Genomic DNA, 14,093 nt, shown 5'->3' with positions numbered 1-14,093 from the left:
CCCCGCACTCGTGACAAAGCTCACTGGTGCGCGCCGCCCGCTCCTGCGATGATGCAATCGTACCGGGCCGCAAGCAACAGAAGGGCCGCCTCATGACAGACATCGTCCACGTCGAAAACCTCGTCAAGCGCTACGACGACCTTATTGCGCTCGACCACTTTAACCTGAGTATCGCTCCCGGCGAGATCTTTGGCCTGCTGGGCCCCAACGGCTCGGGCAAGACCACGTCCATCAACTGCATCCTGCAGTTGCTCGCCTACGACAAGGGCACCATCGAGCTGTTCGGCGAGCGCATGACGCCCGCCCGCTACGACCTCAAGCGCCGCATCGGTGTGGTGCCGCAGCAGGTGGCGGTGTTCGACGAGCTCACCGTGCGCGAGAACATCGACTATTTCTGCAGTCTCTACGTCAACGACCGCAAGCGCCGCCGCGCGCTGGTGGACGAGGCGATCGACTTTGTCGGCCTGGGCGACTTTACCAAGTTCCGCCCCGGCAAGCTCTCGGGCGGCCTGGCGCGTCGTCTCAACATTGCCTGCGGCATCGCGCACAAGCCCGAGCTCATCTTTTTTGACGAACCCACGGTGGCGGTCGACCCGCAAAGCCGCAACGCCATCCTGGAGGGCATCTGCCGCCTGCGCGACGAGGGCGCCACGGTGGTGTATACCAGCCATTACATGGAGGAAGTCGAGCAGATCTGCAGCCGCATCATGATCATGGACGGTGGGCGCGTGCTGGCGCAGGGCACTAACGACGAGCTCAAGCGCATGATTCAGATGGGCGAGAAGATTGTAATCGAGGTCGGCGAGGTTCCGAGTGCGGCGCTCGGTGCCGTCGCAAGCCTGCCGCACGTTCTGGACCTTTCGGCAACGGCGGGACAGCTCACGTTTTCGTGCGAAGCGAGCCCGCACAACCTGACGGACATTCTCGATGCGCTGCGCTCGCATGACGTGCCGCTCGGCCGCATCTATTCCGAACCGCCGACCCTCAACGACGTGTTCCTCGAGATCACCGGCCGCGAGCTGCGCGACTAGGGGGCGGCCATGTTCAACACCATCATCACCACGGTCAAGACGCTGCTGCGCCGGCCGAGCACGTGGGTCTGGGGCGCTCTCTTTCCTATCGCGCTTTCCACGATGTTCATGTTTATGTTTGCGAACCTCAGCTCCGACGGCAAGGTCGATCCGGTGCCGGTGGCCGTCGTGGCGGACGAGGCCTGGGATGCCTCGACCTTTAAGGACGTGGCAGCTTCGCTTGCCAAGGCGGGCGACGATCAGCTGCTCGATGTGAGCGAGTACGAAGACTTGGCTGCCGCGCGCAAAGCGCTCAAGGCCGGCGAGGTCGCGGGCATCTATACGGTTGATGCCGCAGGCACGCCCAAGCTCACGCTGCTTTCGAGCTACGACAGCTCGCGTGCCACGTCGGTGCTCACCGATCGCAGCATTCTGGAGACGGTGGCGAGCTCGTATACGCAAAATGCCGAGCTCATGAGCCAGATTGCCCAGGACAACCCGGCGGCGCTCGCCGACCCGGAGGCGGTTGCGCGCGCCCTGTCGCTCGAGGGCGGCACCCGCCGTGTGAGCCTTACGCGCACCACGCCCGACGGTACGACCATCTACTATTACGCGCTCTTTGGCCTGGTCGCGATGATGTCTGCCGAGTTTGCCGCTTTGAGCGTCACCGATTTGCAGCCTAATCTGTCGGGTCTTGGCGCGCGCCGCTGCGTGGGCGGCGTTTCCAAGACGGCGTCGCTGGCCGGCATCTTTATCGGCTCGTGGCTGGTCTCCTTTACCTCGATGGCGGTTGCGATCGGCTACGTGCGCCTGGTGGTCGGTGTCGACTTTGGCGGGCGCGAGGGACTGTGCCTGGTGGGCGGCGCTGCGTCCGCGCTTGCCGCCACGGGTCTGGGAATCTTTGTGGGCACGCTTCCCGTTAAGGGCGGCAAGGCGTCCAAGTCGGGCATCCTCACAGGCTTTGCCACCACGTGCGCCTTGTTCGCCGGCCTCTACGGCGAGCCGGCGATGGCGCTTGCCGACGACGTCGCCCGCGCCTGCCCGGCCGAGTGCTGGCTCAACCCCGTCAAGCTCATCTGCGATATGTTCAATCGCCTGTATTTCTTTGAGGACCTGGGGCCCTTCGCCGTCCGCGCCGGCGCGCTCGTCCTGATGGCCCTGGTGTTTGTCGCCGCCGCTACGCTGATCTTTGGAAGGAGCCGCTATGAGCACCTTTAAGACCGCGCTTCGCATGGCGCTCGCGCACCCGTTCTACCTGCTCATCTATACGGTGTTCATCTCGCTCATGGGCGTATTCATCGCGGCCTCGGTGAGCTGGAACTCGTCGCAGCTTACCGAGTACGAGCCCTACGACACCAACGTGATCGTGGTCGACCGCGACAATAGCGACCTTTCGCGGGCGCTTACCAAGCACCTGGGCTCACGCTTTGACCTGGTCACGGGCGTCGGCGACGACACGTACGACCTTGCGGATGCGCTCGCCAAGAGCAACAGCGCCAAGGGCAGCGCCGATTGCGTGTTCTTTATCCCGGAGGGGTTTGAGGACGATCTTGTTGCAGCCGCCCGTGCGGGGGAAGCCCTGCCCAAGCTCGACGTGACCTATGGTTCTGGCACCATGGCGGCGGCGCTCTCGTCTGCCGAGGCCTCGCGGTGGGTCTCGCTCGCAGGCGCTGCGGCGGCGCTTGAGCCAGCTGTCTCCAACGGTGACGTCGCCAAGGCTGCTGAGCATGCTGCCGCCAAGCGTGCCGAGGTCCAGATTGAGCAGGTCAAGGTCGACTCGACTGCCGCCGCCACGCTCGAGTCGTATTTCAACTTTGGCGCGTACGCGATCATCTCGTCGGTCATCGTGTCGGTGGGATTGGTGTTCTCGGGCATGAACGAGCCCGAGCGCGTGCGCCGCATGGAGGCCGGCCCGGTCTCCGAGCGCCAGCGTTCGCTTGCCGTGTTCGCGGCAGCCGCGGTGCTCACCGTCTGCATCTGGTTTGTTTCGAGCATGATGGGTGTCGTGGGCTTTGCCGGCGCGGTCGCCGAGGTCGGCGTGGGGCGCGTGTGCCTGGCGCTGGCGGCGACGTTTGCCCTGGCGTGCACGCCGCTGGCCGTCGGCTTTACGCTGTCGAGCCTGGGCGCTCGCGAGGAGTTGCTCAACGGCGTGGGCAACTTGCTCGGCTTGCTCATGACGTTTTTGGGCGGCGCCTGGATGCCATTGTCGCTGATGGGTCCGGCCGTGCAGACGGCGGCGCACTTTGTGCCGACGTATTGGGTGAGCGACGCGATCGGCAAGGCGCTTGCCTCGGACCTGACGTCTGCCGCGCTGGGCGACATCGCCTGCGACCTGGGCGTCACCGTGCTCTTCGCCGCCGCCATCGCCGCCGTAGGCCTAGCCCTCGCCCACAACAAATCCCACGCCTAGCCACCTGGTCATTGGGGACAGTCTTTGCCGATTCGCCGGCAGGGCTGGCAGGGACTGTCCCAATATGTCGGCACTTGGACCACTCATTGGGGACAGACTTAAATGAGCGATTTCACTCATTTAAGTCTGTCCCCAATGAGTAGGTTGGAAAATAGTTCGCGCACGTCGCTTAAAAATAGTTCGCCGGGGTTTACTATTAGCCTAGAAAAGTAGCAGAAGGCTAACAACGGGGGATAGCATGGCGACAAAGCAAGCCTATGTCCAGGTCAAAGGGCTCAAGAAACACTATGGCGACGGTGATGCACGCCTGACGGTGCTCGACGGCATCGACACGTCCATCAACCGCGGCGAGATCTGCGTCATGCTGGGGCCCTCGGGCTCGGGCAAATCGACGTTCCTCAATCTCATCGGCGGCCTGGAGGATGCCGACGGCGGCTCCATCATGGTGGACGGCTGCGACCTCACTGCGCTCAAGCCTGCCGATCTGGGCGAGTACCGTCGCCGCGAGCTGGGCTTCGTCTTTCAGTTCTACAACCTGGTGCCCGACCTTACCATCAAGGAAAACATTGAGGTCACGGCGCACCTGTCCAAAAACCCGCTCAATGTCGACGACCTGCTGCGTTCGCTGGGCCTCTACGAGCACCGCAACAAGTTCCCGCGCCAGGTCTCTGGCGGCCAACAGCAGCGCTGCGCCATCGGCCGTGCGCTCGTCAAAAACCCGGGCCTGCTGCTGTGCGATGAGCCAACGGGCGCGCTCGACTACAAGACATCCAAGGAAATCCTGCAGCTCATGGAGGACGTCAACCGCACCTACGGCTGCACCATCATCATTGTCACCCACAATGCCGCCATCGCGCGCATGGCCAATCGCGTGCTGCGCCTGCGCGACGGGCGCATCGTCGAGGATGAGCTCAACGAGTCACCCGTCGCGGCCGCCGAGCTCGATTGGTAGGCGGCGCCATGACACCTCTCGCAAAACGTCTCCCGCGCGAGCTGCGCCGCAATATCGGCAAGTACCTGGGCATCTTTTTGCTTATGTGCGGAAGCATCGCCCTTACCTCGGGCTTTTTGCTCGCGGCGTATTCCATCGGTTGCCTTATCGACGACATGCGCGATGCGTACACGATTGAGGACGGCCGCGTGACCACCTCCTTCGAGGCCACCAAAGACCAGCTCAAGGCAGCCGAGGATGCAGCCGGCGACGTCGGCGGCGTTACGTTCTACAAGAACTTCTCCATCGACGCCATCATCAAAAAGACCGCCGGCGACGACGGCACCAAGCGCACGCTGCGCACCTATGCGCACCGCACCAAGGTCGATATCGCGTCCTACTGTGAGGGCAGGCAGCCCAAGACGGACGATGAGGTGGCAATCGACCGTGTTTTCGCCACCAACAACGACCTCGCCATCGGCGATAAGGTCGAGCTCGAGGGTCGCACCTACATCATCTGCGGCATCATGACCCAGCCCGATAGCCAGGCACTGTTCCTCAACAATTCGGACTTCACGGTGAACACCATCACGTACGGCGTGGCCGAGGTCACCGACGCCGGCTTTGCCGCGCTTGAGGACGCCGGCGGCGCGCCTGCCTACACCTACTCCTTTACCTTTACCGATCGCGACCTTCCCACCGCGGATCGCATCGATGCCGAGCAGGATATGGTCGAGGCGCTGACCGATGCCGATGCGCGTGTGGACGATCTGATCGATGCCGATTCCAACCAAGGCATTGGCTATGCGCGCGACGACGTGGACGGCGACTCCATGATGTGGATGACGTTGCTCGACATCATCATCGTGATCATGGCATTTGTCTTTGTTGTGCTCACCGACGCCACCATCGAGGAGGAGAGCGCCATCATCGGCACGCTGCTCGCCAGCGGCTATCGCCGCCGCGAGATCGTGCTGCACTACCTCACGCTTCCCGCCATCGTGGGCGTGGTCGCGGCGCTTTTGGGCACCGCGCTCGGCGTTGCGTTCTTTACCGAGCCCATGCGCGGTCTCTACTACGGCTCGTACAGCCTGCCGCCCTTCCAGGTGTACTGGAGCTGGGAAATCTTTGTGAAGTGCGCTGTGGTCCCCGCCGCCGCGCTCATCCTCATCACGCTGGTGGGTCTGCTCCGCAAAATGGGCAAGACGCCGCTGCAGTTCCTTCGTCACGAGGCGAGTGGCAAGTCGGGTACCAAGCGCGGTCTGCAGCTGCCGGAACGCATGGGCTTTGTCTCCCGCTTCCGCCTGCGCGTCTTCCTGCGCAACCTGGGCAACTTCGCCACGCTCTTCGTGGGCATCGCGTTTGGGTCGCTGCTTTTGCTCTTTGGCCTGGCGATCCTGCCCACGATGACGCACTATGCGGACAACCTGGAGACGAGCCTGGTCGCCGAGCATCAGTACACACTCAAGGCGCCGCTGGAGCTCGAGGGCACTACCGAGGAGCGCGAGCAGTGGTCGGCACTCGAGCGCTTGCAGTCGGTTGACGGCGCGCTGCTTTCTGCCGCCCAGGATGCCGATGACGAGCTTGACGACGCGGCCGATGCGGCGCAGACGGCAGCCGATGCCGCGACCGCATCTCCGTCTGCCGAGAGCCTGACCGCAGCGCAGGATGCGCTTGCCAAGGTCCAGGACAAGAAGGATGCGCTCTACGCGCGCCTTGACGATCTTGCCGATGCCCTCGGCTGCAACCGCGATGAGGCCATCGATCTGATCGACAAGGCCTCTAAGATCGACACTGACAACGACGATATCCACCCGGTCAATACGACCGACAACGGCGCGGGCGCAATCGCGCAGGCCGAGAAGTATGCCGTTTACCAGCTGCAGTACGACCGTGGTGACGGTAATGGCGAGGAAACGATTTCTGTCTACGGCATCTCGTCCGATTCGCGCTACTGGAAGGGCCTCAACATCGGCGATGGCCGCGTCGTCTTTGGCGGCGGCCTGCTCGACAAGTTTGGCTGGAGCGAGGGCCAGAAGGTCACACTCAGCGACAAGTACGAGGGTGAGCATTATTCCCTTGAGTACGCGGGTAAGGACTGCGTCTGGGGTTCAAAGTCGGACATGAATATCTATATGAGCATCGACGACTTTAACGAGCTGTTCGGCAACGACGCCGCCTACTTTAACGGCTATGTGAGCGACGAGAAGCTCGACCTCGACGCGCGCTACTTTGCCGGCGACACCACGCCCGACGACATGCGCGCCGTGGGTGACCAGTTCATCGGCATGATGAGCAAAATGATCGGAATGATGATCGGGCTCGCGGTGTTTATCTTCCTGCTGTTTATGTACCTGCTGACCAAGGCTGTTATCGATCATAGCGCCCGGTCGATTAGCTACATGAAGGTCTTTGGCTATCGCGATAGCGAGATCTCGCATCTGTACATCCGCTCGATCACGCTGTGCGTGGCGGTGTCACTCGTGCTGAGCCTGCCGGTCATTATTGGCTCGCTGACCGCGATTTTCCGCTCGATGCTGCTCGCCTACAACGGCAATATCGAGATCTACGTGCCCGCTTGGTCCATGGCTGCATGCGTCGGCATCGGCTTTGCGACCTACCTGGTCGTGGCACTGCTGCACACGCGCTCTATCAAGCGCGTCAGCCTGGCCGAGGCCCTCAAGGTGCAAGAGTAGCAATTGGGGGCGTTCTTAAACGACTAGTCGTTGGAGACAGTCTTTGCCGATTCGCCGGCTCGCCGGCCGGACTGGCAAGGACTGTCCCTGGCGGCACTCATTTAAGTCTGTCCCCAATGAGTGCCTAACGACTCGGTGTTGTGCTTGACTTCGACCCTACTTTAACGGGTACCATCCTCTATGTCTGTAACGCCATATAGACCGAGGGGATAGATCTATGACCGCAACCGCACCCGCGGCACCGGCAAAGGTGTACTTCACCAACCTGCGCACGCATGCTCGCGAGAGCCAGCTCGACAAACTCAAGCGCCTCATTCGCCGCGCCGGTATTGAGCAGATCGACTTTGAGAACAAGTTCGTCGCCATTAAGATTCACTTTGGCGAGCTGGGCAATCTGAGCTTTTTGCGCCCCAACTACGCCCGCGCCGTCGCGGATGTCGTCAAGGAGCTGGGCGGCAAGCCCTTCCTCACCGACTGCAACACGCTCTATGTGGGTAGCCGCAAAAACGCGCTCGAGCACATCGATACCGCCTATCAGAACGGCTTTACCCCGTATGCCACGGGTTGCCAGATCATCATCGCCGACGGCCTCAAGGGTACCGACGAGGCGCTCGTCCCGGTCGAGGGCGGCGAGTACGTGCGCGAGGCAAAGATCGGCCAGGTACTCATGGATGCCGACATCGTGATCAGCCTCACGCACTTTAAGGGTCATGAGCAGGCCGGCTTTGGCGGCGCCATGAAGAACCTGGGCATGGGAGGCGGCAGCCGTGCCGGCAAGATGGAGCAGCATGCCGCCGGCAAGCCGAGCGTCGATACTACCAACTGCGTAGGTTGCCGTGCCTGCGAGAAGATTTGCGCGCACAGCGCCATCACGTTTGACGGTACGCGTGAGCGCGAGCTTGCCAACGGCAGCACCCGCACGGTTCGCGTGGCTACCATCGACCACGATCGCTGCGTGGGCTGCGGACGCTGCATTGCGGCGTGCAACCAGGACTGCATCAAGCCCGACTATGACGCCGCGGCCGACGTACTCAACTACAAGATCGCCGAGTACACCAAGGCCATCGTCGACGGCCGCCCGAGCTTCCACATCTCGCTCGCCATGGACATTAGCCCCAACTGCGACTGCCATCCCGAGAATGACACGCCCATCGTCAACGACATCGGCATGTTCGCGAGCTTCGACCCGGTCGCCATCGACCAGGCCTGTGCCGATGCCGTCATGGCATCTGAGCCGCTGCCCAACACCGAGCTCACTGACAGCGCGGCCAAGATGGAGCACAATCACGAGCATCTGGAGGGCGAGCAGGCCAAGGATCCCTTCTGCATCACGCATCCCGACACCGACTGGCGCGCGTGCATCGCGCATGCCGAGAAGATCGGCCTGGGCACGAGCAAGTACGAGCTCATCGAGGTCAAATAGCGCCTAGCTATTGGACAAAACAAGCGCCTTTGTAGCACAACTGTTAGTAAAAGCCGCCCGTGAGCACAGTGCCCACGGGCGGCTTTTTGGAAGTGCTAGGGGGTCAGATAGACCAGTAAACCGCCCTATTTCCTAAAAATTCTCGTCGAGGAAGTCGTCGACCGTATTCCAGTAGAGCTCGGGGTCGACTTGCGCGCTCTTGGCGTGGGTGGCGCCGTGGATGGTGAGCTTTTGCTTGACCCTGCTGGCGCACGCGTCGTAGTTTTGGTCGAGCATGTCGTACGGCACAAAGGTGTCCTGGTCGCCGTGAATAAACAGCATGGGAACCGTCGCGTGTTTGAGTTGCTCCACACTGCTCGCCTTATGAAAGTCGTAGCCCGCGCGCACGTTGCACACCAAGTTTGCTACATCGAGCAAGGGAAAGCTGGGCAGGCCGAACACGTCCTTGAGCTGCAGGGAAAACTCGTCCCAAACGCTTGTATAACCGCAGTCCTCGATAATGCATTTCACGTTGGACGGCAAAGATTCCCCCGCGACGTTCATGGCGGTCGCCGCGCCCATCGATTCGCCAAAGACCAGGATGCGCGCCTCGGGGTCAGCTTGAACGATTCGCTCGATCCATACGACGATGTCGAGGCGCTCGGGCCAGCCCATGCCGATATAGTCGCCGCCGGAGCGCTCGTGGGCGCGAGCGGCGGGCGCGAGCACGTTCATGCCGCGGTCATGGAATCGTTTGGCGTATCGGGCCATACCGATGGGCTCATCGGTGTATCCGTGTAGGCAGATAGCGTAATTGTGCGTGCTCTCTGGGGCGGCAAAATACCAAGCGGCAAGTTCGGTTCCGTCATCTGCGGTGAGGCTGCTGCTCTCGCGGTTCTCTTTAAACCATGCCCGCGCCTCGGTTCCCTCGGCATCCGGCTGCTCACTTTCTTTTTCGTCCTTGCCGTCCTGCATCATCTTCATGGTGTAGGGCGCTTGGGGATTCAGGGCAAAGTCGAACAAGAAGTTGCCGGCAAACCCCAGCAGCGCGACAACGAGCACCAGCGCAACGATGCCGGCTATCTTGAGCTTTCGATGGGAACGTGCGTTTTGAGACATAAGAAGCTTTCCTATAAGATGTTAATACATCAACATTTAATGCAAGTGCATTATGGACGTTCACCGTTGATGCGTCAACAGGCAAAGAATGGGTAAACAAAGGGTCACGTATGGTGCAAATTTCGCACGCACCCAGACGCTTTGATATAGTGTTGAGAACTCTTTACGTTGGAGGATGTAACCGGCATGTCCGATTCGAGCGACAGTTCCAAGCCGCGACCCAAGGCCGCGGCCGTTCCGCAGTACACGGTGGGCGAGGAGATCATGAACTCCGTCACCCATGGTGTCGGTTGCCTGCTGGGCATCGCAGGTCTTGTGCTCCTGATCGTATTTGCCGCTCTTCGCGGTGGCGGTCCGGCGCATATGGCCGCGGCAATCGTCTACGGCGCCAGTATTATTCTCGAATACCTTGCCTCCACGCTCTACCATGCGATTCAGCCCGCGGGCGCCAAGCGCGTGTTCCGCATTATCGACCACAGCTGTATCTATCTGCTCATTGCCGGCAGCTATACGCCGTTTTGCCTCATTACGCTGGCAAACGACGGTGGTCCCGTGCTGTTTTTTGCCGTATGGGCCATCGCCATCGTCGGGATCGCCCTCGAGTGTTTTTTGCGCGAGCGCCAGCCGCATTGGGTAAGCGGCCTGGTCTATCTGCTGATGGGCTGGCTCGTCGTCTTTAAGCTGCCCGAGCTCGTGTCGCTGCTCAACCCCGTGGCACTTGCTCTGCTCGCTGTCGGCGGCGTGTGCTACACCGTGGGCGTGCCGTTCTATATCGCCAAAAACGTGCGCTATCTGCACAGCGTGTTTCACCTGTGGGTGCTCGCCGGTAGCATCTTCCAGTTCATGGCGGTGATCCTCTTCGTAATCTAGCGACCACGCCTGCGCGCCCGCGTCCTCGTTTGGGCGCCGGCGCCATTGCCGTATCCGCCATCAACGTTTTAACCTGACGTCCCGAATCTTGGAGGTTCGAGAAACTCCCGATGGACATAACCATCTCCCTTATCACCACCCTCGTTTTGACCCTCATCAACGGCTACTTCTCTATGTCCGAGATGGCGCTCACCACGGCCAAGCGCGCCGTGCTGGAGCACGAGGCCGAGGAAGGCGACAAGCGCGCCGAGCGTGCTATTAAGCTGGCTGCCGACTCCGACCAGCTGCTCGCCACCATCCAGGTCGCCATCACGCTCGTGGGCTTCGCCTCGTCCGCCGTCGCCTCGACGAGCCTGTCCGACCCGCTCGCCACGTGGCTCATGAGCTTTGGCATCGCGCCGCTCTCCGCCATCGCGCGCGGCCTGGCGCCGGTCATCATCACCGTCGCGGTTGCCTTCGTGTCCATCGTGATCGGCGAGCTTGTGCCCAAGCGCATCGGCCTGGCCAATGCCGAGGGCGTGTCCAAGCAGGTCGTGGGACCGTTGTCGTTTTTCCAAAAGATCGCCCGTCCGCTCGTGTGGCTGACTGGCGCTTGCTCCGATGGCCTGGCCCGCATCCTGCGCATCAAGAGCGCCGACGACCGTCAGAACGTCTCTGAAGAAGAGATCAAGTACATGGTCTCGGAGCAGGACGACCTGCTCGACGAGGAAAAGCGCATGATCCACGAGATCTTCGACCTGGGCGACACCGTTGCCCGCGAGGTCATGGTGCCGCGCGTGGACACCACCATGTGCGAGGACGACGAGACGGTCGCCAGCGTGCTATCCACCATGCGCCAGACCGGCTTCAGCCGCATCCCCGTCTATCACGAGGACCCCGACAACGTCGCGGGTATCGCGCACATCAAGGACCTGATCCAGCCCGCGCTCGACGGCAAGGGCGACCAGCCCATCGCCGGCTTTTTGCGCGACGCCGCCTTTGTGCCCGACACCAAGGACATCCTGCCGCTGCTGTCCGAGATGCAGACCTCGCACGACCAGATCGTGGTGGTCGTGGACGAGTACGGCGGCACGGCCGGCATCATCACCATCGAGGACATCGTCGAGGAGATCGTCGGCGAGATCGAGGACGAGTTCGACCCCGACAACAAGTATCTCACGCGCCTTTCGCGCCGCGAGTGGCTCGTTGATGGGCGTTTTTCGTGCGATGACGCGATTGAGCTTGGTTGGCCGCTCGAGGAAAGCGATGATTATGAGACCATCGCCGGCTGGATCTTGGAGCTTTGTGACTCGGTGCCCGACATCGGAGAGGTGTTTGAGGTCGCGGGGTACAAGTTTAAAGTGCAGTCGATGCGTGGCCAGCGCATCTCGCTCATTCGCGTGATCGCTCCGGCCGAAACCGATAAGAAGGATTCCGAGTCTTCGGTAAACGAGCCGACGACGTCGGGTGCGGGTTCCGCGAATCCGCACGACGGCGACGAGTAGGGCAAGGAAGAGTAGGGGAGAGTTATGGCAGGCCTGTTCAACATCCTTAAGGTCACCGTCAGTGAGGACAAGATCTGCGCGCATGTGCTGGTGAACCCCGGCATGCCGCTCATGACCTCGGAGGACATCGAGGCCACGGCGCGCGTGTACTACCTGGTGCCCGCGATTGCCAAGCACCTGTGCCTGGGCGATTCCGGCCGCGAGTTCCAGGACTGCATGGGTCAGACCGAGCTCTGCCACCTGCTGGAGCACGTGACGGTCGAGCTCATGAACGAGACCGGTCTTGCCGGTAGCATCTCGTGCGGCCGCACGCGCGTAAGCGAGCATGACGAGCGTGTCTTTGAGGTCGAGCTTTCGTGTCCCGACGACGCACTGGCCATCGGTGCGCTGTCGTCGGCCACCTTTATGATGGACTGGGCGTACCTGCACGCCGACCAGCCTGCCCCCGACGTGGAAGGCACGGTCGCGGGCCTGCGCAACCTGGTGCTGGGCATGCGCGCCGAGGCCGAGGGCAAGGATCCTCACGAGGCCGTCGCCGCTGTGAACGGCGAAGATGCTGCCGAGGACGAGGGCGCTGACGAGGGCGATGTGCCGGTCGACGCCGAGCCCGTTGCCGATGCGATCGCCGAGCCCGTTCCCACCGAGCCCCAGGGCGTCCCCAACTTTGACGACGAGCCCCAGGTGGCGATTGATACCGAGGGCGCGGTTGCCGAGAACCACGAGGCCTCTGCTGCCGTCTTTGGCGGTGCGGCGACGGTTCCGGCAGGACCTGCGCATGAGGGCGGCCTGCCGCTCGTGGACGGCGCCGGCGAGGACCCGGGTGCCACGGTGGCCATGCCGGCTATGCCTCAGGAGTAGGCCTACGCGTTTATCACCATCACGTACCTGCGCCTTTGCCGTACGCAGATGAGCGGAGCGGCAAGTGATGCGCTGCGGGTATAATGGACAGCATTCAAACGGTGGGCACCGACGTGCCCGCAGGAGAGGAATGATCATGGGTAAGACTTTCAGCTTTGTCTCCGGCGCACTTTTTGGTGCCGCTGCCGGCGCTATTATCGGCGTTGCTCTGGCCCCGCGCTCGGGCGCCGAAACCCGCGCCATGGCTGCCGATATCGCCAACGACGCCTGGGACAATATGCGCGACACCTACGAGCACAGCGCCGAGGAGGCCCGTGCCGCGGTGAATGACTTTGGCCCGATGGTCGACGCCAAGACTGACGACCTGCGCGCCAAGGTCGACCTGGCCCGCGAGCGCATGGATCAGCTGCGCGAGCAGCTCAACGACGCCATTTCGGGTGGCAACGTGACGCCTGCCGCCGACGTCGTGGTCGAGAACGCCGTCGAGGCTGATACCGAGGCTGCGGAGCCCTCGACCGAGGCATAATGCGCGCCGGGGATTTTGTCGGCGCCAAGATCTATCGTAAGCCTACCGAGGACAAGCGCACCAAAAAGGACGGCACGCCGCGCAGCCCAAAAAAGCTCGGAAAGATTCACTTTCCGGTCTTTACCCCGGGCGGTACGCGCGTGGTCGGCTTTATGGTCCGCCAGTCCGATATCGCGGGCATGATCGAGCGTCCCGACCGATTCGTAGCGCTCGACGCCATTGGTGTCTACGAGGGCGCCATTGCGGTCGATGACGTCAAGGACACGTACGATGCCGCCGCCGCCAAGCGCCTCGACATCAACCTGGACGATTGCATTATCTGGGTCGGCATGGACGTGCGCACGGAATCGGGCGACGTCGTGGGCTATTGCTCGGACGTCGAGTTCAAGCCGCGCTCGGGCATCGTGCAGGCATTCTATGTGACCGCCGGTGCTGCTTCGAGTGTTTTGGTTGGTGACACGCAGGTGCCGCCGACGATGCTGCGCGGCTACGAGAACGGCGCGATGATTGTCTCGGACGAGGTCAAGTCGCTCGGGTATTCGGGCGGTGCGGCTGCTAAGGCCGCCGAGGCCAGCGTCGTGGTGGGCGACAAGGTCAAAAAGGGCGCCAAGGTGCTCGATGACAAGGGATCGGTCGCCGTGGACAAGGGCAGTCGCGCACTGGGCAAGCAGCTCGGCAAGACGCGCGGCATGTTCAAGGCCTTTAAGGACGAATACCAAAAGGCGAGCGGAGGCTCGTCAAAAGCTACAAAATAGCGACGTACCAAATGATGGGAGGCAAGCCGGAG

General features: G+C 62.1%; 12 protein-coding genes. 11 read left to right on the top strand and 1 reads right to left on the bottom strand.

Going from position 1 to position 14,093, the window contains the following annotated elements:
• The first annotated feature begins 92 nt into the window (after positions 1–92).
• The 6 genes from I2H81_RS05405 (at position 93) to I2H81_RS05380 (ending at position 8,470) form a co-directional block, all read left to right on the top strand.
• On the top strand, positions 93–1,031 hold the full coding sequence (locus I2H81_RS05405; protein ID WP_055251488.1) for an ABC transporter ATP-binding protein: 939 nt from the start codon (positions 93–95) through the stop codon (positions 1,029–1,031).
• A 9-nt stretch (positions 1,032–1,040) separates the two neighbouring features.
• The gene (locus tag I2H81_RS05400; RefSeq protein ID WP_195644843.1) at positions 1,041–2,228 is read left to right on the top strand and encodes an ABC transporter permease; all 1,188 of its coding nucleotides are present in this window, start codon (positions 1,041–1,043) and stop codon (positions 2,226–2,228) included.
• Positions 2,215–3,420 carry an ABC transporter permease gene (locus I2H81_RS05395; protein ID WP_195644842.1) on the top strand — a complete coding sequence of 402 codons (1,206 nt, stop codon included), beginning with the start codon at positions 2,215–2,217 and terminating at the stop codon, positions 3,418–3,420. The genes I2H81_RS05400 and I2H81_RS05395 overlap by 14 nt, the downstream gene beginning before the upstream one ends.
• 238 nt (positions 3,421–3,658) lie before the next feature.
• Positions 3,659–4,372 carry an ABC transporter ATP-binding protein gene (locus I2H81_RS05390; RefSeq protein ID WP_195644841.1) on the top strand — a complete coding sequence of 238 codons (714 nt, stop codon included), beginning with the start codon at positions 3,659–3,661 and terminating at the stop codon, positions 4,370–4,372.
• A gap of 8 nt (positions 4,373–4,380) precedes the next feature.
• On the top strand, positions 4,381–7,047 hold the full coding sequence (locus I2H81_RS05385) for an ABC transporter permease (RefSeq protein WP_195644840.1): 2,667 nt from the start codon (positions 4,381–4,383) through the stop codon (positions 7,045–7,047).
• 217 nt (positions 7,048–7,264) lie between these two features.
• Complete coding sequence (locus I2H81_RS05380; protein ID WP_195644839.1) at positions 7,265–8,470, top strand: DUF362 domain-containing protein; 1,206 nt, start codon at positions 7,265–7,267, stop codon at positions 8,468–8,470.
• Between the two features lie 132 nt (positions 8,471–8,602).
• Here I2H81_RS05380 and I2H81_RS05375 read toward each other — a convergent pair whose 3' ends face one another.
• On the bottom strand, positions 8,603–9,568 hold the full coding sequence (locus I2H81_RS05375; RefSeq protein ID WP_195644838.1) for an alpha/beta hydrolase: 966 nt from the start codon (positions 9,566–9,568) through the stop codon (positions 8,603–8,605).
• A gap of 186 nt (positions 9,569–9,754) precedes the next feature.
• On the opposite strand from I2H81_RS05375, the gene trhA reads away from it, so the two are divergent.
• The 5 genes from trhA to I2H81_RS05350 all read left to right on the top strand — a co-directional run bounded on the left by trhA (position 9,755) and on the right by I2H81_RS05350 (position 14,061).
• Entirely contained in the window at positions 9,755–10,438 is a 684-nt protein-coding gene (trhA, locus tag I2H81_RS05370) for a PAQR family membrane homeostasis protein TrhA (protein ID WP_195644837.1), read from the top strand.
• A 110-nt stretch (positions 10,439–10,548) separates the two neighbouring features.
• On the top strand, positions 10,549–11,922 hold the full coding sequence (locus I2H81_RS05365; RefSeq protein ID WP_195644836.1) for a hemolysin family protein: 1,374 nt from the start codon (positions 10,549–10,551) through the stop codon (positions 11,920–11,922).
• Positions 11,923–11,946: 24 nt separating this feature from the next.
• The gene (locus tag I2H81_RS10390; RefSeq protein ID WP_229108089.1) at positions 11,947–12,780 is read left to right on the top strand and encodes a cyanophycin synthetase family protein; all 834 of its coding nucleotides are present in this window, start codon (positions 11,947–11,949) and stop codon (positions 12,778–12,780) included.
• 136 nt (positions 12,781–12,916) lie between these two features.
• The gene (locus I2H81_RS05355; RefSeq protein ID WP_099432470.1) at positions 12,917–13,306 is read left to right on the top strand and encodes a YtxH domain-containing protein; all 390 of its coding nucleotides are present in this window, start codon (positions 12,917–12,919) and stop codon (positions 13,304–13,306) included.
• Positions 13,306–14,061 carry a PRC-barrel domain-containing protein gene (locus tag I2H81_RS05350; protein WP_117735883.1) on the top strand — a complete coding sequence of 252 codons (756 nt, stop codon included), beginning with the start codon at positions 13,306–13,308 and terminating at the stop codon, positions 14,059–14,061. Before I2H81_RS05355 ends, I2H81_RS05350 begins: the two co-directional genes overlap by 1 nt.
• The last annotated feature ends 32 nt before the right edge of the window (positions 14,062–14,093 follow it).

It is taken from the genome of Collinsella aerofaciens (genome assembly GCF_015561195.1).
GTDB lineage: Bacteria > Actinomycetota > Coriobacteriia > Coriobacteriales > Coriobacteriaceae > Collinsella > Collinsella aerofaciens_AC.
Note: the sequence above shows the minus strand (reverse complement) of the source record. Positions and strands in the feature narration are given on the sequence as shown.